Below are 23,387 nucleotides of genomic sequence, written 5' to 3'. Positions count from 1 at the left end.
TATCTAAAGTTTAATCTTTTTAAAGAATTACTCCACCATTTACATTTTTTTTGGAGTATTATTTCTCTAATAATAACACAAATAATTCTTCCCGTCAATAATTTGAAAACAAAATTACATTGTAATATAAAAAAATACATGCAATTAACATGTATCTTTTTATATTTTCAAACTTTTATTTTAATGTATTTTGTTATATACTAACCTTTAATGTATGAATTTCAAATGGTTGAAATCTAAGATTAATTACACCTTTTTCAATTGATATTTCTCTAGAATTTTCCTCCATCATATCAACCATTTTTACAGATTTCACATCAAAATTAAAAATTATCTGTGTATCAACACTAGAATTATTGTTTTCGTACAATCTGATAATAAGATCATTATCAACTTCAGCTTTTTTTACCGATTCAATAATTACATTGTCACTTAAAACCTCAATAAATGATTTAGCTTTTGGCAATAATGCTTCATTGATATTTCCTTTTATATAATTCATAGGAATGTTAAGTTCATACGCTTTTTTCGCAACTTCTCCTACTACGTGATCTCCATTATGAGGATATAAAGAATATGTAAATTCATGCCTACCTCTATCCGCATCAATACCAGGATATTCTGTACTTCTTAATAAATTCAAATCTATAGTGTTTTCCAATACTTTATATCCGTACTTACAATCATTAATTAGTGCAACACCATAATCCCTTTGTGAAATATCAACCCATTTATGAGCACATATTTCGAATTTCGCTAACTCCCAACTTGTATTTCTATACAGCGGACGTTTTATAGTACCAAACTGAATATCGCAAATTGCTTCTGTAGCATATATATCTACTGGAAATGACGTTCTTAACATTTTATTTCGCTCTTCCCACATAACTTCAGTACTAAAGTCAATCCTGCGACTATCTTTTGTTAAAATAACTTTTTGTATTAGTTCAGATTCTCCATATTTATATACTTGTTTCATAACGGCTTGTGGTCCATCTACATAATTTTCTTTTGAAACTAACAGAAAACTATCGCATAGTCTTTCATCATAATTAATATCAAAATCCCATGCATCTCCTTGGTCATCATAAATAGCTAACTTATTAGCTACCATTTCTTCTTGTATGACCTCTCGTTTATATTCTTTATCATAAATTGATTTTATTGTTCCATCTGCATTAAATCGTAATTTAATCATTTCATTTTCCAAATGATCTTCTTTAATTACTAGGTTTTCATTAGGAATTTCTACTTTCTTCTCATCTGTTACTAAATATCCCATTGAGGGAACTGATAAATATTGCCAGTCATCATTTACTTTTACCCATTCTTTTCGTTCCCATGAAAGCGAATTAAATACAACATATGGATTATTCATTCCAGTAATATTAATTTTATCTACTATTGCAGCAAAAGATTGTTTTAATAATTCTTCTGTTTTATCCATTAGTATTTTGTATCTGTCAAGACTTTCATCATAAACCCGCTTAATTGATGAACCAGGTAAAATATCATGAAATTGATAAAGTAAAACTTCTTTCCATATTTCTTCAATGTCCTCTTGTGGATAGATCTTATCAGCATTTAACTGAGCTAACATGGATGAAAATTCTAATTCTCTTAACATTATCTCCATTTTTCTATTATATTTTTTATTTTTTGCTTGAGTCGTAAAAGTTCCCTGATGTTTTTCAAGATATAACTCACCATTCCAAGTTTTGTACTTATTAGAATCATTATCTATTTTTTTAAAAAAGTCTAGTGAACTTTCTTGAACTACTGGTGATAATCCATTAAGATTCTTAACCCTTTTGAGTCTCTCTAAATGCTCTGCTCCAGGTCCTCCACCCCCATCTCCTATTCCAAATAACATAAGGCAACGATCAGAAACTCCTTTGTCCAAGAATTGTGATTCTGTTTTTTTTATTGCTTGAGGACTTGCAGAACTATTATATGTACCTTCTGGTGGCATATGACATAATATTTTTGTACCATCTATACCTTGCCAATTAAACGTATGATGAGGGAATTGGTTGATTTCACTCCATGATAACTTAATTGTCATAAAATAATCGACACCTGATTTTTTTAATATCTGAGGCAATGAAGCAGTGTATCCAAAAACATCTGGAAGCCATAAGCTTTTCATGTCTTTATTGAATTCTTCTCTAAAAAACCTTTTACCGTAAAGAACCTGCCTAACTAATGCTTCTCCACCTGATATATTCGTATCTGGTTCTACCCACATAGCCCCTTGTACTTCCCAACGTCCTTCTTTTATTTTTTCCTTTATTTTTCTATATAAACTAGGATAGTGTTCTTTCATCCATATATAAAGTTGAGGCTGACTCGCTCCAAATATATAATCTGGATAACGTTCCATCATTTCCAAAACTGTTGAAAAAGTTCTAGCTCCTTTTCTAATAGTTTCTCTAATAGGCCATTGCCATGCAAGGTCCATGTGAGCATGACCAATAGCACTAATTGTTAATGATGGATCACCACCTTTTTTATTTAACTCACTCATTAATATTTTTCTAGCTATAGCTGCTTCTTCTTCTGTATAGTTTTTCATGATTTTTGCAGCTTCATCTAATTTATAAAGTATACTCATGTGTCTTGATTCACTATCTGGCAACTGTAACATCAAATTATATAATACTTCAAAATCATAATATAAAGCTCTCATTTGTTTGTTACAAACTGCAATACAGGCTTCTTCTAAAGTACCTTTTTTACTATATCTACCAAAAAGATCATTGCAACCTGTTTCTACCCATATATCAATTTTCTCTTCACCTTCAGCATGTTCTAAAAATTGGACAACCTGCTTACCAGGTTTTCCTAATGTATAATCAAAATATGAACTTATATTTGTTAATCCTCTAATAGGACATCCTTTTCTATCAAAAACACAACCCTCACCATTAACATCTATCAATAACACAACCTTCTTACCAGCTTGGGATTTAGGAACCTTACCTGTAAAATGGAACCATCCACAATCCCACAGCTGACCCCAAGTCTCTCCCATATTAATTTGTTTCTTTTCTCCAGTACATCGTTCTTCAAATGGAACTGGTTCTCTAGTAACCCATGCAACAGCATTTAATTCTGCCACCTTTATATACATAACTTCATTTATTTTTTTAATCACATTTTGAATATAGACATACATCTGCTTTTTATTATATGGCATAATTATACTAACTCCCATCTTATTAAACTTTACTTTATATTTAATTAAACTGATTTTTTATTTTATTCCTGTCATACTGATTCCTTCAACGAATTTTTTCTGGAAAATTAAGAAAACAATAACTATTGGAGCTAAGGTCGTAATTAATGCTGCAGATTCTAAGATCATATCATATCCTGTCTGAAAATTAGTCTGAAATCCCATCATACAAAGTTGAACTGTAAATACTTCTGATTTGTTAGTAACTATCATTGGCCAAAGATAATCATTCCACATCTGAGTATACGTTATAATAAAATATGTAGCTATTACTGGTCCTGATAATGGTAACACAACCTTAAAGAAAATTTTCATTTCACTAGCACCATCTATGTATGCAGATTCAATTATTGAATCCGGAAGTGTCTCTAAAAATTGTTTAGCAAGAAATATTCCTACAATATTAACTAACCCTGGTATAATAAGTGCCGCTAATTTATTTAATAGATTTAAATCTCGTATCAAAATATAATTAGGTATTAATAATACTTCTGCAGGTACCATCAAAGTGGAAAGTAACATGATAAATATTATTTTTCTTCCTCTAAACTTTTTCTTAGCTATCACATAACCTACTAAAATTGCAATAAATGCACTTACTATAGTAAAAATCGTTACATAAATCAAACTATTTTTATATCCTACTCCTAGATTTGACATTTTCCAAGCTTCAATATAATTTTCAAAATGAAATCCTTCAGGTAATAAATATATTTTACCTATTTCCGGTAAAAAATCTTTGGGTTGTAAAGAATAAACTATCCTAAGATAAAAAGGAAACAATTGAACAAATGCAAAGATACTTAATATTATATAAAATATTGTATTTCTGATTTTATTTTTACCTTTACTCATAAGTCACAGTCTCCCCCTCAAATCTAAATTGTATTATTGTAACAATTAGAATAAATATAAAAAACATAACCGCAATAGATGATGCATATCCCATTTTATTCTCAACAAAACCATCTTGATATATTCTTAGAACAACTGACATAGTACTACCTATAGGTCCCCCATTCGTAACAAGCTGCATTGGACCTATTACCTTAAAACTTTCTATTGTTGTATAGACTATGTTTAATAAAATAATTGGTTTTAATAATGGAATAGTAATTTTCTTAAAAATGGTCCAGTTACTAGCTCCATCAATTTTAGCTGCTTCATAAAAAGCTTTAGGTATTTGTTTGAAACCAGCTAAATAGATAAGCATCCTTATTCCAAAACCTAAAAATAATGGATAAAGCATTAATGATACTAAAGCCATATCTGGATCTGATAGCCAAGCTACAGATTTTAGACCAAAGTGTCCAATTATTGTATTCAAAAATCCATAAGGACTAGGATCAAATATCCATTCAATCATTGTAGCTCCTACAACCTGTGAAACAAGTATAGGCCAAAATAAAGCTGCTCGGAAGAATTTTTCACCCTTAGAAATGCAGGTAATCATATAAGCTGTACCAAGTCCAATTAGATTGTGTCCTATGACAGTACACACGGTCCATATAAATGTATTACTAAATGCTTTCCACAATGCTCCATCGTTGGTAAAAATACGAATATAATTATCTAATCCAACAAAACTTGGAGCCTTAAATATATTCCAATCTGTAAAACTCAAATAAATAACTCGAAATAATGCAAACACAAAAAATATTCCCCAAAGAATTAATGGTATTGCAAGCATCTTGTATGCTATGATTTCTTGCTTGTATTTAACTCTTCTCTTTCTATACTTATTATCAATCTTTTTCATGGATATACTTTTCATCATTAACCTTCTTTCAAAACAGGGTACAGTAAAATACGATACTGTACCCATAATTTTATGCAATTATTTGAACTTATTGTTATTTAATATTTTTTATTTCTTCATCACACTTTTCTTTTGCTTCTTTTAATGCTTCTTCTGGTTCTGCAACACCAGTTAGTACTTTTTGAATTGCATTTGAAAGATGTTTGTCAATTGAAGGCCATGCTGGACTTCCTGGTCTTGACACAGTATTTTTGAATTGTTCAATGAACACTTTCCATTCTGGAGTATTAAACATTTCATCTTCTAGTGAATCCTTTAATGAAGGCATTAGATTAGTCTGTTTAGCATAAGACAACTGTAAATCTTTATTAGTTGCTAAGAATTTACAAAAATCATATGCTTCTTGTTGATGTTTTGTTGCTTTCGTTATTGCTAGACTATATAATCCTAATGGAGCATAACCTGTAACTGAGTCTTTTAGTGATACTAAAGGTGCAACATTTAAATTAGCTGCTTCATCTGCTGTAAGTCTATTGATATTCCAACATCCCATTTCCAGTAAACCAATCTTACCTTCATAAAATTCATTTTCAAGATATACATTTGGTGGTATTGCTCCGCAACTAAGTAAATCATCTACTTGCTGTAATGCATTGACAGCTTCTTCGCTATCTAATGTACTTGCACTCCAGTCATCATTTAAGATAGAACCACCATTTCTAGCTACCCATGAACTAAATTGGAAAGATAAGAATCCGCTTTCTTTTGGATTGACTGGAACAGTGTATCCATATACTCCCTCTTCACCTAAATCATTAATTGCAAGTGATACTTCTTTTAATTCTTCATATGTAGTAGGAACTTTCTTACCTACTTTAGCTAATAAATCTTCATTATACATTAATGCTAGTGTATTAGCATCAAATGGTAATGCATATACATGGTCTTTATACATATTTGCTTTCCATGCTGCATCTACAAATTTATCTCTGATTTCATTTGCACCAAATTCACCCAAATCTAGAATTTGATCATCATAACCTAATGATTGAACAAATACATGATCAATTTTCACAATATCAGGTGCAGTATTTCCTACCAATGAAACTTTATAATTATCATAGTAATCAAAACTAGCTAACCATTCTGGTTCGATTTTTATATTTGGATGTTCAGCCTCATACTCTGAAATTGCATCTAATAATGGTTCCTTGAATTCATCTTGACTTGCCCACCAAATACTAAGTTTAACTTGTTTCTCATTATCTCCTTTTTGTTCATTAACTTTCCCATCTGTTTTCTTGGATCCTTCATTTGAAACTGTTTCTTTTGAACCACATCCAGTAAATAAACTCATTATCATTATTAGACTTATAACAAGAGTAAACCATTTTTTAGTATTAAACATTTTATATCCTCCCTAAAACCTTAGATTTATGATATTTTATAGATGTTTTTATATTAAAACTTGTCCTATAGAACCTGTTTTAATAATTTTGTATTCGTTCAAAACAATGTTTGATAGCTGTTGCTTATTATCTATAATCATAGTAATTTGTTTAGCTGCAGCTTCTCCTAATTTCTTATAATCTACTACCACCCTACTAACTTCAGGATTTAAAAAATAATCCATACCACCTAATGCAAAAACAGAAATATCATTAGGTATATTAATACCTTTATCTTTTGCTTCTTCATATACCCCCAGTGCCACTACATCAGATTCAGTAATAATGGCGCTAAATTCACCATTTTCTAGAATACTACTTGCTAACTTCCTTGCCTTTAATATTGTATTATCGCAGTTATATATATAAGAAGGTTCAAAATCAATTTGATTCTCTGATAGAGCTTTAATATATCCTTTTAAACGATCAGACGTTATAGTCAAATTAGGTTTACTATTGATAAATGCAATTTTTTTATGACCATTTTGTAATAACATCTTAGTGGCATTATAAGCAATTTCAATATTATCAATATCTAAGCTACATAGATTTTCATATGATTTAGGAGCTTTTCCAACTAAAACTATTGGAGTACCCGAACTAACAAAGTCTTTGATACGAATATCTTCAATTTCTGGGTCTAAAATAATTGCTCCATCTATAGGCTCTATTCTTAACTTAGTTCCTTTAGGTATTTTTTCATTATCTCTATCAATATATAGGATTACATTATAATTGTACTCATTTAATTTCATAGAAACACCTTCAATAATTTGATGATGCATACTTCGAAATTCCCCTAGGTTTTCTAAAAACAAACCTATCATATAAGTTCTTTTATTAGCAAGACTTGTAGCCAATTTATTAGGATAATAGTTTAATTCTTTTGCAGCCTTCAAAACTCTATCTTTTATTTCTTCGCTTACATACTTTGTATTGTTAAATACATTTGATACAGTTGATTTTGATACTCCAGCTAATTTTGATACATCATTGATTGTACTCATTCTTTAACCACCTTTTACCTTAAAATAGTACTGTAATCGCATTAGAGAACCGGTTTTCTATACCATAATATCACACTTATGCGTATATGTAAATGATATTTAACGATTATACTATTTATTAAGCTATAAGGTGTAGTATATTAATTTGACTAGAAGTAACTGGTATTAAAAGTAAATATATCATTGCATTGAGTAGTGACATTATCATCTACTGCTATAACTTTCCAATAATATTTTGTCATTCTGTCTAATGTTATAGTTGAAGTGTAGTTACTAGTCATAATATCTGAAACATTTATTTCAGGGCTAGAAAAATCACTATCGTTATCTACAATAATTTGATAACTATCAGCTTCAAAAGAATCTTCCCAATCAAAAGTCGTATTGGTTCTTGAAACCCAAGTATCACCATTTGAAGGAGTTAATAATTCAAAAGATTGTGCAGTTAGATTAATGTTCTCTTTAATCAATCTAACAAATTCATCTGGAGTAACTACCCTCACATTAGAATCTAATCTATCAACAATATATTGTAATGTTGCTGGTAAATCATAATTATTCCATGCATCTACTGCTATCATTGAATATCCACTTTCATTATTAGGATTTGTTGGTTGACTATTAAGGTAATTTACTACTTGATCTTTGTTGTAAGCATATGAGAGTCCATCTGCTAATTTCACACTAGTTGAAATTACAGGTTTCCCATTAGACCATATGATATCTCCATTATAAGGACTTCCAAAATATTGTGTCCATTCGTAATAGAACAAACCATCAATATTAGGCTGCATAGTATATTTATCCCATATGGAAGTATCATTAAAGGAATTTCTTCCAATGACAGCTACAATACCCATATCCAATTTTCCCATATACTCATTTAATCTCTGAGTATGTAAATCAAGTTCGCTAGCTGGATATGCTTTTGGATAAATAAATCCATTACCTGAAGGTCCAACAATAAAATTATCATTTGAAGTTGCTGATTCATAATACCAATCTAGTACACTAGGTGCTAAATCTATCATTCCAGGAGGCATTGTCCATCCTATTCCAAAATTACCTCTTGACTGACTCCCCCACCAATCATCTTCATTTCCTCTGTTTAGAGCCCATTGTAAATTATCTCCATCAGATACATAGAATGTTACATAATGGATATTTTCCTCATTAGTAGCTTGTGAAGTATTTTGAGAATATGTTCCTGCAGAAAATCCGCTTAGAACTGATAAATTCAATGCCCAATCAGAAGGAATGCTCATTACACCATTATAGGAACTATTAGAGATAAAAGCTTCTTCTGAACCACCACTAGTATCTCCCCATCCAAATACGACTGAATCAGGTTCTAACTTTTGCATTATTGATGTTCTAAAACTTGAATTTCCATCATAAAAAACAAGTGCTTTATTCATTGCTGCAAAATCTCTTAAGTGGGTTGAATGTTCATCATCCTCTTTAGCTTCTATAACAATACTGTGATTCAACTGATTCCAATAGTTATCTACTACCCATGATTCCGTTTTACCGGTAACATCTTGCACTAGGCTTAAACTATTATTCTGTGCAGTAGTTTCAATACTTACTTCAACAGCCACTGCATCTAATATTCCTGCTAGGGAGTTAGCAACATTAACGGAATCAGTACCTGTTTGATACAATATGTATCCATCAATATATTGACTGAATGTATTAATTAAGTCCCATGCACTATTAACTTCTTGATAAGTTATTCCTTTTTTGCTTACTAAATCATTCAAATATCTTAAGTATGCATCTTCAGTAAAATGTGGATCCGAATCAATTATGTATATTTGTGATGATGTCTTATTAGCAACAATCCCTTGTAAAGTTGCAATCATAGTTCTTTCTGCATAGGTCATATTTTGGATATCTATAACATATAAGTCAGTTGCGGTATATGCTGTTTTTTCATAATATGAACCATTAGAATAAGCATATACATCATTAAAATTAAAAGTTGTCAATGAAAACATCATACATAAACATAATAAAGTACTAAACACCTTTTTTTTCACAAAAATCCCTCCTAAATTCTATTATATTACCTATAATCAATTTGTAATTATGTTATGAATTTAAGATAAGTATACAATGAAGTTAGTTGTCTATATCTTGCAAGGTATGTTATATATTTTTCAGTAAACCGGTTTTCTGTAATTATAATAATATATATTTCGTCAAAAGTCAATACTTTTTTATAAAAGCAAGATATTGTCTAGTTGATAATTACCAGATTTTCAATTAATAACATTATAAATTTAATATAAAAGCAGTAAAAAATATTTTAGATAGAATCTATATAATTACATGACAAAAGATGAATCTTATTAAATATATTTATACTATTATTAATGCTAAATAAGATTCATCTTACTATTAAGTTTTTATATGTTTTTTAATCCCTATTTTTTGGTTTATCCAGCAAATATTATCACAACTAGAGTCGTCTTTTTCACATATAATAATACATTATAATTCTACCTCTAAATCAACCAAAGGAGCATGTTGCTGTGCACCATAAACATCTGTTTCTCCTAATTCTCCAGATGCCATTGGACGAACTATAGTAGCCTTTATAGCTTTGGCTGGTTTAAATTCTATTATATTGATGACATCTTCTACTGGTATATGATACAGCTTTGCAATAATTTCTTCATTAATAATTTTTTTATCACAAGCTGTTTGGTATGTATCCCAGTCTTTGAAAATAATATCAAAAGTCAATTCATAAGGACCTGCATTTTTACTTCTAATAACTTCTGCAATATCTTTTAATTTAGTTTTCATAATATTAAACCCTCCTCACCTTTTACTTTACATTGACATATTCAATCTTGAACAATTCATATGGATCATCTACTTCCACAATATGATAAATACTGAATTCATACACTTCTCCAGCTTTAAAATCAGAAGGAGAATAAGGAAAAGCCAAATTACCTGCAGTTGAAATTCTTCCATCATAACCATAATGGAGCATAGTCGATCTAGCGAAACTACAGATTGTATTAGCAATCTTTTGAGTATCTGCTACTGCTTCTATAACAATACCAATCTCATGACTGGTTATCTCTTTATTAGGTTCAAGTGAGCCCATGACACCATCTCTACCATATACTTTAAAATCTAAATGGTATTTATAATCAGCATCTTTGAAATTATCTTGTACTCTATCTCTTACCTCTTGTATGATTGCATCTATCTGAGAAATCATAATACTATCTCTTGTACCTGCTATAGAAACTGTCCTATAACCAACTTTCTTAGTTCCTTCTAGTTTAACTGTATACACCTTAGAAGGCTTAAATTTAGAACCAGTTACTTTCACTATATTATCAGTTTCTTGATAGAATTTTGTCTCTTGCAAATCAAGTATTCCACCTGGTCCAGGCAAAACATAAGGATTAGTTTTTTCATATAAAGTATGAGCCGCTACTGATAAAGTAGTACATTTTCTAATAGGATTGAGAGGTTCCAACCTGAAATCCTCATCTGATAGATAACCGAACATACAGTCGCTACCACTTCCAGGTGTAGCTGCGATACTAGCACATTCCAATATTTTACCCATATGCAATGCTAGTCCTTCATCAAAACCTTCTTTAACTGCTAAAGCCGCAAAAACAGTTGGATCATATGCCCTACCAGCAATTATAACCTCTGCTCCTTCATCAAGAGCCTTAACGATAGGTTCAAGTCCCATCTGTCCTACAATACGCTCTGTCTTCTCAAGTTCCTCTAGTGTCAATTCTGGCACTGGATGCAAAGGCTTAACTTTTCCATCCAACAACTTATTGATAACATACTCTTTTTCTATTTCAGCATGAATAATAGCCATCTTGAACTCTAAATTATTTTCTTGACCAATACTCTTAACTATATCAACAACTCCCTGTAAATGAGGTTCTCCACCAGACCCTCCAGCAGTACCAACAATAACAGGAATGTTATTCTCTCTAGCAGCCTTTATCATAATAGTTAGATCTCTCTTAACAGCGGACTCATCAGTAAATGATATCCCAGCTCCGAGATAATAAGGTCCTGGATCAGTTGACCCTGCATCAACCGCAATTACATGAGGTTTCCTCTTCATCCCCTCTTCAAAAGATTCCATAGGAAATCCATATCCTAATATAGCTGTAGGAGATAAAACCCTTAATTCTCTCATAACGTAAACCACCCTTTCTCTATCATCATTAATACTAAACTCTTATCCAACCAATTACACTAATCCATTCTTCTCTCTAATATCTCTAACCGCCAATATCCTCTCCATCTCATTAAAGACAATCATATATCCTTCATCTACACCCATTCCAGGTTTAGCAAGAATCTGTGTAGGCTGTGTAGCCATAGCTAAATGAACACAGACTTGTGAAGACCTATCAGTCTCATTACAAGTACCACCTTGATAAGCCCCAATTCCAAGATTTTTACAATACAACACAGCTTCAATAGTATTATTTATACCACCAAGATCAGGTGTCTTGATCTGAATCATATGACCTGCTCTATTATCAGCAAAATACTTGATATCATCAAAAGTATTACACCATTCATCTGCAACTATTTCTACATGAACATCATCATCATCAAGTCTTTTACACAAATCACTTAGAGCTTTCATCTGAGCTTCTCTTTCTTCCATATCCATTGGACCTTCAATCCTTAACTTCAAAGGATGAGCAGCCTTTTCCAATCTACTTAGATATTCAACCATCTTATCTACATCATTATTGAATATAAGACCTATAGTTCCATAAACATCAATATGAATGACTGGCTGATAATCTTCTACATCTCTTATCTCTACGACTCTATCACGAATCCACATTATATACTTTTCGAGTAATTCACCATTTTCCCCTAATTTCAACTTGACATTATTAATAAGTCCATGAGGTAGAATGTCAGCACCTTTTAGAATCATCTTATCAACGTTATTATATCTATCATCACCAGACTGCATGAATATAGGAATCTCATTTTTAGAAACAGTAGTACCATATTCATCAGCTACCACTTCTGCCATAAGCATTTTCCTACTTTTAGCTACAGCATCCAATATCGCTTGTGTAACACCATATCTAACGGCTGTATGCATTCTTGCACCTGTAGGTGTTTTATAATTATCTATTTCTTCTGCTATCTCTTTGAAACTAGTTAATTCTCTGCCTACCAATAATGGTTTAATATATTTATCTATAACAGGTATATAATCTTTTGCAAGAAATAATGGATCTCTTCCTCCTGCTCCTGAATATTGAACAGCAGCACAATCACCATAAGCGATTTGACCATCTTCTAATAAAAGCATAACTGATATTGCTTCCCCTGCCTGTCTTACAGAGCTAAATCCCTCTGTTAATGGTTCTCCACTATATGTTGCTCCGTTTTGAACAGCATGTTTTTTTATTGCTCTCTGATCATCAAAGAAAAAACCTGTTTTCCCTTCTGATAGAATAACATCTACGATTTTCATGTTTTTACTTCCCTTCTTTGTATACTACTATCTTGGTCTTCCTACTAATCTTCCTTTACCTATTGCATAAATATCATCAATAACCATCTGGAAACTCATATCTCTTTTTTCGTATTTAGCTCTTTCCTGTATCTTATTGTAATGATATTCTTTAATTTCTTTGGTAAATGGAATGTTAGCGCATTCTAAAAATCTTACAGCTCCTGTATTATCCCTTGCTGGGAATATCTTACCTGCATTCTGTCTACTTGGTGCAAATGGTATATCAATAACTCCTGCCTGAAAAGCTCTAATTGTTCCAACAGCAATGTCGCCTTCACCTAGTTCAAGGGTTTTATCAATGATACATCTTGTTTCTGCCTTTATTATCTCTTCCTCTTCTTCTAGTTCCCTAGTAAGCTCCATTCTCTGGTCTCTCAACATAGTAACTACTTGTTTGGTCGCTTTCAGTCCACTTGCATTTGCTTCTTTTGTTGGAACACCCATTGCTTCATGTGGAGTCTTAACTATTACTTTAGTAGCTCCTGCTAATGCTGCTGTAGCTGCTCCCCAAGAGATTACTCCAAATGCCTTTGATTCATCTTGTGGGAATCCACCCATCCATTGATGAAGTACAGTTGTAACTACAGTATCTTCATAACCGAATTTTTGTAGATATTCTTCTGTAAGGGTTTTTATTGTTTTGATAGCCGCAACATCTTGAATCAAGTTACCGCATTGTCCATAACCTACTGTAATATTTTTGACACCTTGTTCTGCTGCAAGTAAGCTTTCTATTATTGCAACACTATGAGAAATACATGGAGGAACCAATGTTCCAGTAAGTGGTCCAAAAGGCTCTCTATTAATGCTGATACCTGCTTCTTCATACATGCCCACAAGTCTATCAACATATTGCCAATCATATATAGTTTTATCTAGAGGTATATTTTTGGAATATGGAATATTATAAGAGATTGCTCCTCCTTCAAAAGAGGTAAAACCACCTGCTATAGTAATTTCTGCAAGCAGTCTAGCATCAGGTGTACCATGTCTGACTTCTACAGGTACATTTACGGATTCATTAACTTTTCTACATAAAGAAATGCCATGATTAACTGCAGGGAATCCATTTAACATTGATCTTCCTGCTTTTCGACTTTCATCAATTCCTTTTTCAACTTCATTATATCTATTATGTCTTGTGTAGCTATCAATTGTTGTAGGTAATAAATCAGCTTCTCCTTCTTTTACAAGATAATTTAAAAGTTCTATATGTTTATCAACCAACGCTACACCAGCTCTTGGTTGTATAAGTGTACTTCCTGCTTTACTTGCCTCATATAATTTTTCAGAGAATATTTTATTTTTTGGTATCTTCTCATGGTATTTTACAGCTTCATCAAAATCTACTTTTTTACCCGTTGACCATTGTAAAAGTACTTCCTGCCTAATCTCTTGAAATGACTTATCATCTATTTTCTTATTTTTTAATTCCATATTAATTCACCTCTAATATTAGTTTTATATCTTTCTTCATAATAGTTAGTGCAATATCCGGATATTTAACTGCTAATAACCCCATAGCAGCAAAAATGTATTTACTGTCTATAAAAATCTTACCTCTCATAGGTTTCAATATTGATGGTTCAACAGGGTCGAATAATGACTCTTTCAGAACATCTTTTGCTCTTTTACAATTAATTATAGGACCACCAGTACCAATGATGTTTCTAACAGTTGTCAAATCTTTCCCTGTCTGAACATAAGTAGCTCCAAAAGGTGTGTAATGTGTTTCAATTCTTCCAACATGTCTGTCTACCGCATTTTTAACTGCTAAAGCAGCTAACCCAAAGTCAAATTTTTCAAATATTTCGTCATCGTCAGTTATGAAACCAGGGTTTCTTTTTATCAATTGCTGATATTCTTCTATCTGAGATTTATCTAAATCAATTCTCTTTAATAGTTCTTCAACTCCACATGAACCAACTAAAGCATCTGCACTATACCTTACTCCCAAATCACCTTCTACGGTTCTTTTTACAAATGGCTCTGGAAGACCTTTTAATAGTACTCCCCCTTTACTAGGTAGTCCCTTTGCAATAGAATGAATATCAGTTGTTGCACCTCCTACATCAGCAACTATTAACTCACCAATTCCTTTTTGATTATCTGTACCTTCTCCAAGAAGTTTTGCAGCCTTCAATACTGCTGATGGTGTTGGCATTATTATACCTTCGATTAATTTATTGACTTTGGATAATCCTTTTGCATATACTATCCTCTTGAGAAAAACTTCTCTTATTGCTAGCCTAGCTGATTCAATATTGAGAACATCAAGTTCAGGCATAACATTTTCACATATAGTGATTTCTTTCTCACATAATATATCTGCAACTTTCTCTTGCACAGATTTATTACCTGCTATAATAATAGGTGCTGTTGTTTTCAATGAAGCCAACATCTTAGCATTATGTAAAATAACCTCTCTGTTACCCCCGTCAGTTCCCCCTGTCAATAGAATTATATCTGGTCTTATATCATCAATCTCTTCTGCTTCACTTTCGTTAAGTTCATAAGAAAATACTTTCATTACTTTTGCCCCTGCACTAAGAGCAGCTCTTTTAGCAGCCTCAGCAGTCAAATCAGGTACTAAACCGATTGCTACCATTCTTAGTCCTCCGGCCGCACTACTACATGCAAACATTTCTTTCACAGTTAAATCACTACATTTTGACTTTAGATTATCTAAAGCATTATCAAGTCCTTCGCATATATCTGATTCAATTGTCGTAAATGCTTTTGAAGTACCTATTATAGCTTTATTTTCTAAATCAACAGCAGTAACTTTCGTATAGGTACTGCCAAAATCAATGAGTAATACTGCTTCCATCAGTCAATCACTCCCAAATCATTTTTGAGATCTCTAATAGAAACATCTGGAAGTGTTCCTGGTGGATATACTCTGTTGAATCCCATATCAATAAATTTCTTTTTGACTTCTTCAAAAGGTGTCTTTCCAACTACTAAATTGCCACCAACGTATAACAATATGTCTCCTATACCTGATTCTTCACATTTTTCTCTAAGCCCTCTGCAATCTAATTCTCCATGTCCGTACAATGATGATACTAATATAGCATCAGCTCCAGTTTCGATTGCCGCTTTTATATACTCTTCTTGTGACACCATTACTCCAAGATTAATCACTTGAAATCCTGCATTATCAAATGCATATGCTAATATTTTATTCCCGACGGCATGAACATCTGCACCGATTACACCTAAGACTATCTTTTTATTATTCATATTGTCCCTCCAAATTACAATTAATTATTTCTAAGGGTGTTATTATTACAACATCAACTATGCCCTTAATATATACTGAAAGTATCAATATGTCAATAGCTTTTTTATATATTATGCACAATTATTCAAAATGATACTTTGTTTTTTTGTAGCATTGTATACAATAATTCATGAATCATACTATACTTATCCACACCTCTACATTTATGTAATAATTATAACAACCTAATGAATAATTATAGTAACCGATAAAAATCAGTTGAATCTAATATAGTGAAGTATTTTTTAATAAAACTTAATAAAACAAAAGAGATATTGATTTTACTCTAATACCTCTTTCGGTTATTTCATCATATATTTATTTTTATTTAGCTAAAAAACACCTTTTTTAATTAATTTCATTAAAATTTTTTTACTTAATTATCTTATATTCCTAGCTATTTCCATAAAACGTGGTAATGTATATTTATAAAATTCTTTATATGCACTACAGAAATAATTTTTAGTATATTTGCCATCGATTTTTGGTTCTTTATGTCTTTTGCATCCGCCACGGCAAATATTGTAAAATTCACAATCATTACAGTTTGAATCTGTATTTATTGATTCTTTTATAAATTGTATGCCTTTTTCCGAACTCAATATTTCCTCAAAACTGGAATCAACAACATTACCCAATTTCCATTCATCCAAAACATAAAAATCACAAGGATAAACAGAACCATCAGCTTCAATCACTGAACTGACTGAACAATGTCCTCTCATATCACAACTCTCAGGTTCATATCCCAATATAATCTGAAGGATATTATCAAACATTCTAATGCTTATCCTATTGCCATTTACAAAATCATCATACCATAAATCAAATAATGTCTTCAAAAAAATTTCATAGTCTTTTGGTGTTAGAGAGTATGGATTCTTACCGAATTCTTCCCCTATTTCATCTAGGCATGGAATGAATTGTAAGAATTTGAATCCTTGTTTTTTATAGAAATTATAAACTTTCCTTCCATGCTTAGCTATATGTTTGTTAACTACACAAAGGACATTATACATTACATTATACTTATCAAATATCTTAGCAGTCTTTAATACTCTATTAAAACTACCTTCACCATTAGCATCTACACGATAAAAATTATGGATTTCTTTATAACCATCTAGTGATAGACCTACTAGAAATTCATTGTCATGGAAAAATTTAGCCCATTCATCATTAACTACCATTCCATTTGTTTGTATCGCATTATTGACTTTTATATTATTCTTATTATATTTTTTTTCTAATTCTATCAGCTTTTTATAGAAATCTAAAGTAGCTAATGTAGGTTCTCCCCCTTGAAAAGCGAATGTTACCATTCCCTCTGCAAAATCAAAAGCTTTTTTAACTAATATTTCTAATGTTTCTTCTGACATTATCCCATAGTTCTTGACTTCTCTACTGTTCATTACGTCATAATAGAAACAATATTTACACCTTAAATTACAATTGCCTGAAGCTGGTTTTATCAGCGTCGTAAGTGGTGGCATACTAACATCTCCTTATAATCTAGTCAATCTATATGATCACTTTTTGACTCTTTTCTACTTATTATAACATTATTTTGTATATTTAACAGCTATTATTGATTATTTCAAGGGATAGTTAGTATTACTCCATATACTAATTTCTATTTTAAAGAAAGGTAAAAAAATAGAAATCAATAAGTGAAATTCTAATTATAGTTTCACTATTATTTTCTATTGTTTACACATATTGATTATATACTTCTACTCGGTTAGGAAGTAAGAACTATCTCCGTACCTATAGAGTTTCAATCCTTATTTTACTGGATTATGTACTTATACATGTACACTACAACACAAACATATCAAAGGGGGAAAGTTTCAATCCTTATTTTACTGGATTATGTACTTATACACCGTCTGGATGACACCAACCATGAGCGCCCCAGAGTTTCAATCCTTATTTTACTGGATTATGTACTTATACTCAGTAAACAGTACCCTAATACTCACAATGCCTTAGCGTTTCAATCCTTATTTTACTGGATTATGTACTTATACAGACTCAACAGCTACACCCCGCCAATTTCAAGGCTTTACTTGATTTTTACATTGCAACAAATTTTGTTGACTTTTCAATATTTTTAATATATTATGTCGAAAATATCGTTAATTTTATGTAGGACGAGCTAGCTCAAACCTTTGTCACAACTGGCTTTAAACCACTAGATAAATTCTGCACCAATAATTTTGTAACAATGATAAGCTTCAATCACTACTAATTTAATATTATTATATCATAAATTGGATAAATATTATACGTATTTATCCAACTTATGACATTAATCTAAAAATCATTAATCACCATCAAAGAGATTACCTAATCCTCCAAATACATCTAGTACACTGCCTTCACCTTTTGATTTTCCACCTGGTACTCCTCTAACGGCACTCAGCATTCTATCTGCTAATCTACTAAATGGTAATGATTGAATCCATACTTTTCCTGGTCCTGTAACTGTTGCAAAAAACAGACCTTCACCACCAAAGAAAGCACTTTTGATTTTACCAACATATTCTATATTATAATGTACATCTTTTGTAAGAGCCACTAAACATCCTGTATCTATCTTAAGAGTTTCACCTGGCATAAGTTCTCTCTCTATAACTGTTCCTCCAGCATGAACAAAAGCAAGTCCATCACCTTCCAGTTTCTGCATGATAAATCCTTCTCCACCAAAGAAACCTACTCCTAATTTTTTCTGGAATTCAATTCCTACCGAAACTCCTTTTGCCGCACATAGAAATGCATCTTTCTGACAAACTATCTTTCCTCCGTAATACGATAAATCCATAGGTATGATTTTACCTGGATATGGAGCTGCAAAAGAAACATGTTTCTTATCATTCCAAGTATTAGTAAATACTGTCATGAATAAACTTTCACCAGTAAGAACTCGTTTTCCTGCTCCCATTAATTTTCCCATGAAGCCACTAGAATTATTTTTAGAGCCATCACCGAATATTGTCTCCATTTCTATCCCTTGATCCATATAAGTCATAGCGCCTGCCTCAGCTATAACACTTTCTCTTGGATCAAGTTCAATTTCAACTAATTGCATATCATCCCCTTGAATCTTGTAATCAATCTCATGTGCTAATGACATAATATACTCTCCCTTACTATTTTATTTTCTTAAATGATATCAAATAAATTAGATAAATTCAATATATGTAAATGCAATGAAAGCAAACTATTTTTATCATAATTAATATAAAATGATATAAAAATAATCATAGCTTGAAATAACATGTTTCCCACAGGGCTATGAGTTAGTTTTTTTCTTTTCTAGCATCTACCATTGCTTGGTCTATCTCATATTCCACAGCTAAATTATCGTATTCCTTTTTTAATTCAGAGTCTTTCATACACTCATCTAAATAATCGTTGAAATTAGTCATTACGATGCTTCCTTTCAAACTCCCTTTTATATTTTATTACCATTTCTATTCTTGGTTATATTTTCTAAGTCTTTCCTTCTTTTATTTTACCTCTAGGTCATCAGCAATCTTCTTTATTCCCTTACGAACTACATCAGAACGATTACTATTAAGTCTCTCAGCGCACTCATCAAGCATGTCCATAGTATCCTGATCTACTCTAATCTGTAATTTTATATTCTTAGGATTTTCAGAATGTGGTCGGCCCATTTTCTTTGGCGACATCTTATCACCTCGCTTTATGTCAGTACAATAATATTATATATTAGCTATGACAAAAAGCCAACCTATATTTTAATTTGTATAGATAATTTTATTTACATTAAAATAATCTATTTCTGTACTGTTTTTAATATAAATAAGGTATAATAAATAATAAAGCACATGACAAACACAAGAAAGGTGGTCATAACATGAGTAACATAGCAGCTTTCTTTGATATAGATGGTACTCTCTATAGAGAAGGACTCATAACTGAAATATTCAAGAAATTAATTAAATCTGAAATTATAGATAAACAAAGATGGTACAACGAGGTTAGAGAAAAATATATTAAATGGGATAAACGTATTGGTAATTATGACGATTACCTACTGAAAATGGCAGAGATTTATACTGATGCTATTAAAGGTCTTCATAAAACTCAGATCGAATTCATAGCCGGAAAGGTTATTGAACAAAAAGGTGACAGAGTCTACACTTATACAAGAAATAGAATCAAGTGGCATACTGACCAAGGTCATAAAGTTATAACTGTATCAGGTTCTCCTTATGAATTAGTTAGCGCCATGTCCAAAAAACATGGGTTCAATGACTTTATGGGCTCAATATATTTAACGGATAAAAATAATATATACACAGGTGAAGTGAATCCCATGTGGGATAGCAAGAACAAAAAAGAAGCTATAAATCATCTTGTGGAAAAGTATGATATCGACCTATCCAAATCTTATGCCTATGGTGATACGGCTGGTGATTTCTCCATGTTGAAATCCGTTGCTAATCCGATTGCTATAAATCCTACAAAAGAACTCGTTGCAAAACTGAAAAACGATCCTAATACTTGTACAAAAGCTAAAATTATAGTTGAAAGAAAAGATATGGTCTATAGACTTAGCCCTTGTGATATTATTTTTGAAAATAATAATTAGTAAACCTACCACATTTCAATTAATAAGGGAAGTTTATTAATTATAGAATCAGTAAACTTCCCCTTGCCTATTCTGTTTCTTGTTGTAATTTCTTATCTTCAATAAATACTTTTATAAATAATGGACACAGCAGTAATAATAATCCTGATATAAAAAATGTTATCTGCATATTATTTATATGTATATTAAAAATAACTAACTCTTTATATTCGAGTAATTTAATCAATCTACCACCTATCCAAACTGCTATACCACTAACAATCCCACCTATAGCAGCATTCAGTCCAATGTACATTGTCCTTCCTTCTTTTTTAGCAAATAAGAATTGTATATTGAACATAGAAATCCCTATTCCACCCCATGCTATACCAGATAGTATATGTAATAATGGTGCAAGAACAACATAATTAGAACCGTTAACAAATCCCCATGTGAAATGTACAACCGCTAAAATCCCTATAGAACATTTAGTGCTTAGAAACCATGATCTTTTATCTGCAATACTTCCCCACTTATTAGCAAATATAACTCTGACTACTGTTGCAATTACTGACAACGTCATCATGTATGTATATTTTAAATTAAGCTTAGTTACCATGTATATAGCAATATATGGACCTCCTATTTGAAGAGCGAAATTCCATAATACGAATAGCATTATTATTTTTCTGAATGACACACTTTTTAATGGTGTAGTCAGTACCTGTTTCAAATTGTATTTTTTTATTGTATAATTCTCTTTGTACTCACTAATATTCATCAAAGCATAAACATTCAAAAAACCTAAAACAGCAATTATAACTCCAACTACTGCAAAACCTATCATTTGATTACCTGCATCTTTAAAATAGTCAAGTACTTTACCTAGAAAAATTGTTAAAATAGCAGTAACTCCTAAAGATATTTTATCTCTATACGCTAGATATTGTCCCCGTATTGATATTGGCGTAACATTAACCAACCAATCAAATAATGCTGGACATATAAGTGCATTCATGGAATAAGCCAATATATAGCAGATAATAAAAGCTTGTAATCCATATCCTAACGGTATTAATAACATAGGAATAAAATAAACTAGTGACAATAAACATCTAAGAGCTATAGCCATACTTACAATTGTCTTCTTCCTGCTTTCCAATTTTTCAAATATCAGTGAGGAAAATATTTGAAGTAAACCTACTGTAGCTGGAACGACTGCAACTATACCATTAATTTGTTCAGAACCATTTAAAAGTGCTATAAAACCAGCCAAAAAAGCTCCTGCAGTCAATGAGTTTTGTCCTATACCTGTTACACCTTCCAAGATAAAATATTTTCTACTTTTATGCATAGCCCCCTCTAGAATAGCTTTGTTCTTATAATTTCTAGACTTCTTATTTTTTAGCACACTTAATACAAGTGAACCCATTATGCTTCACCTCATTTCCAAACTTTATTTCAAAAGCATTATACGCACATTACTTAATAAAAAAAATGTTTATAATGGTATTTACAATGTCATTTTTGGTAATAGATTATTCGTCCAAAAATTATACAAAAAATATGGTTGTAATAAGTTATTTTTGTGGTAAAATAAATTTTATATTATAGAGTTGAGGATGTGCAATATGAATATAGCAGAAATAGTACATAAAAAATTTCCTAATAATGAATCTCATCATAGAGTATTAAGCAACAATAATTCTACTGGTATATTACTTAGCGGTTATGTTAGAAAAAATAGCCATACTGGTTCTCATATAGACTATACCCCTAGTGAATATCATGGTTTATTTGTTTTATCTGGTAAAGGTATATACAAAGATATTAACGGAAAAGAAATTCCAATAGAATCAGGAGATTTTGTCCAAAGATTTCCTAATAAGACTCATAGTACTATAGTTACTACTGATGATTGGAGCGAATTATATCTTTCTATAGGCCATAAAGTATTTAATAGTTTAGCTGAAATATATGTTTTTTCTCCTGATAAACCAGTATTGACCCCTGGACATGATTTCGAACTTATTCAACAGATGTTGGATTTTCATCATAGATTGGATAAAGCTAATAGAATAGAGCTTCCATTACTTATGAATGAAGCTATCGCTATTATCTCAAAAGCGACATATCTTGATAGAATCAATAGAACAACAACAGATGAAATGAACATATTGGCGATGAGCATTAAATATATAGAGGAACATATTACTAATAGAATTTCTGTTGAAGATGTAGCACAATACGTTAATATGGGTTATGAGAAATTCAGAAAGCTTTTTACGAAACAGTATAGGATATCTCCAGGCAATTATATCCTTAATCGTAGAATCAATGCTGCACAAAAATTACTATCATCCAGTAATTTATCAGTAAAAGAGATATCTTTAGAACTAGGATACCCAGATTCATACACTTTTTCTAAGCAATTCAAAAAAATAACAGGCCATACACCCTCTGAATTCAAAAGATTTTATTATTTATGATTACAGTAC

General features: G+C 31.3%; 19 protein-coding genes. 2 read left to right on the top strand and 17 right to left on the bottom strand.

All coding sequences use genetic code 11. The features are described from left to right. Positions 1-193 precede the first annotated feature (193 nt). From QMG30_RS12210 to QMG30_RS12135, 16 genes are all read right to left on the bottom strand, one after another. Positions 194-3,199 (bottom strand): alpha-mannosidase, encoded by a 3,006-nt coding sequence (locus QMG30_RS12210; protein WP_281815732.1) that lies wholly within the window; start codon positions 3,197-3,199, stop codon positions 194-196. 57 nt (positions 3,200-3,256) lie between these two features. After that, the gene (locus QMG30_RS12205; protein ID WP_281815731.1) at positions 3,257-4,093 is read right to left on the bottom strand and encodes a carbohydrate ABC transporter permease; all 837 of its coding nucleotides are present in this window, start codon (positions 4,091-4,093) and stop codon (positions 3,257-3,259) included. Then, positions 4,086-5,012 (bottom strand): carbohydrate ABC transporter permease, encoded by a 927-nt coding sequence (locus QMG30_RS12200; protein ID WP_281815730.1) that lies wholly within the window; start codon positions 5,010-5,012, stop codon positions 4,086-4,088. The genes QMG30_RS12205 and QMG30_RS12200 overlap by 8 nt, the downstream gene beginning before the upstream one ends. A 79-nt stretch (positions 5,013-5,091) precedes the next feature. Continuing rightward, positions 5,092-6,405, bottom strand: coding sequence for a sugar ABC transporter substrate-binding protein (locus QMG30_RS12195; RefSeq protein WP_281815729.1), 1,314 nt, complete (start codon positions 6,403-6,405; stop codon positions 5,092-5,094). A 48-nt stretch (positions 6,406-6,453) separates the two neighbouring features. After that, positions 6,454-7,452: a LacI family DNA-binding transcriptional regulator gene (locus QMG30_RS12190; protein ID WP_281815727.1), complete on the bottom strand. Its 999-nt coding sequence runs from the start codon at positions 7,450-7,452 to the stop codon at positions 6,454-6,456. Positions 7,453-7,601: 149 nt separating this feature from the next. Next, the gene (locus tag QMG30_RS12185) at positions 7,602-9,494 is read right to left on the bottom strand and encodes a GxGYxYP domain-containing protein (RefSeq protein ID WP_281815725.1); all 1,893 of its coding nucleotides are present in this window, start codon (positions 9,492-9,494) and stop codon (positions 7,602-7,604) included. Between the two features lie 454 nt (positions 9,495-9,948). Continuing rightward, positions 9,949-10,266, bottom strand: a complete 318-nt coding sequence (locus QMG30_RS12180; RefSeq protein WP_309298648.1) for a DUF4387 domain-containing protein — start codon at positions 10,264-10,266, stop codon at positions 9,949-9,951. Between the two features lie 22 nt (positions 10,267-10,288). Next, complete coding sequence (locus QMG30_RS12175) at positions 10,289-11,647, bottom strand: acyclic terpene utilization AtuA family protein (protein ID WP_281815723.1); 1,359 nt, start codon at positions 11,645-11,647, stop codon at positions 10,289-10,291. Positions 11,648-11,701: 54 nt separating this feature from the next. Beyond that, on the bottom strand, positions 11,702-12,961 hold the full coding sequence (locus tag QMG30_RS12170; protein WP_281815721.1) for a methylaspartate ammonia-lyase: 1,260 nt from the start codon (positions 12,959-12,961) through the stop codon (positions 11,702-11,704). Positions 12,962-12,988: 27 nt separating this feature from the next. Continuing rightward, positions 12,989-14,440: a methylaspartate mutase subunit E gene (locus QMG30_RS12165; protein ID WP_281815718.1), complete on the bottom strand. Its 1,452-nt coding sequence runs from the start codon at positions 14,438-14,440 to the stop codon at positions 12,989-12,991. A gap of 1 nt (position 14,441) precedes the next feature. After that, the gene (glmL, locus tag QMG30_RS12160; protein WP_281815717.1) at positions 14,442-15,833 is read right to left on the bottom strand and encodes a methylaspartate mutase accessory protein GlmL; all 1,392 of its coding nucleotides are present in this window, start codon (positions 15,831-15,833) and stop codon (positions 14,442-14,444) included. Next, complete coding sequence (glmS, locus tag QMG30_RS12155; protein ID WP_281815716.1) at positions 15,833-16,249, bottom strand: methylaspartate mutase subunit S; 417 nt, start codon at positions 16,247-16,249, stop codon at positions 15,833-15,835. The genes glmL and glmS overlap by 1 nt, the downstream gene beginning before the upstream one ends. Before the next feature lie 420 nt (positions 16,250-16,669). Further along, positions 16,670-17,782, bottom strand: coding sequence for an anaerobic sulfatase maturase (locus QMG30_RS12150; protein WP_281815713.1), 1,113 nt, complete (start codon positions 17,780-17,782; stop codon positions 16,670-16,672). Positions 17,783-18,615: 833 nt separating this feature from the next. After that, entirely contained in the window at positions 18,616-19,425 is an 810-nt protein-coding gene (locus QMG30_RS12145; protein WP_281815711.1) for a TIGR00266 family protein, read from the bottom strand. Between the two features lie 166 nt (positions 19,426-19,591). Further along, positions 19,592-19,720, bottom strand: coding sequence for a hypothetical protein (locus tag QMG30_RS12140; RefSeq protein WP_281815710.1), 129 nt, complete (start codon positions 19,718-19,720; stop codon positions 19,592-19,594). Positions 19,721-19,801: 81 nt separating this feature from the next. Continuing rightward, positions 19,802-19,984: a ribbon-helix-helix protein, CopG family gene (locus tag QMG30_RS12135; RefSeq protein ID WP_281815708.1), complete on the bottom strand. Its 183-nt coding sequence runs from the start codon at positions 19,982-19,984 to the stop codon at positions 19,802-19,804. 188 nt (positions 19,985-20,172) lie between these two features. Between QMG30_RS12135 and QMG30_RS12130 the strand changes: the two genes are divergently transcribed. Next, complete coding sequence (locus QMG30_RS12130; protein WP_281815707.1) at positions 20,173-20,910, top strand: HAD-IB family hydrolase; 738 nt, start codon at positions 20,173-20,175, stop codon at positions 20,908-20,910. A gap of 67 nt (positions 20,911-20,977) precedes the next feature. On the opposite strand, the gene QMG30_RS12125 is transcribed toward QMG30_RS12130, so the two are convergent. Beyond that, a complete protein-coding gene (locus QMG30_RS12125; protein WP_281815705.1) occupies positions 20,978-22,321 on the bottom strand; it encodes an MFS transporter in 1,344 nt (447 codons plus the stop codon). 199 nt (positions 22,322-22,520) lie between these two features. Here QMG30_RS12125 and QMG30_RS12120 point away from each other — a divergent pair, with 199 nt between their 5' ends. Continuing rightward, complete coding sequence (locus QMG30_RS12120) at positions 22,521-23,378, top strand: AraC family transcriptional regulator (protein WP_281815703.1); 858 nt, start codon at positions 22,521-22,523, stop codon at positions 23,376-23,378. The last annotated feature ends 9 nt before the right edge of the window (positions 23,379-23,387 follow it).

Source organism: Vallitalea longa (assembly GCF_027923465.1).
Lineage (GTDB): Bacteria > Bacillota > Clostridia > Lachnospirales > Vallitaleaceae > Vallitalea > Vallitalea longa.
This window is presented reverse-complemented; position numbering and strand designations above follow the sequence as displayed.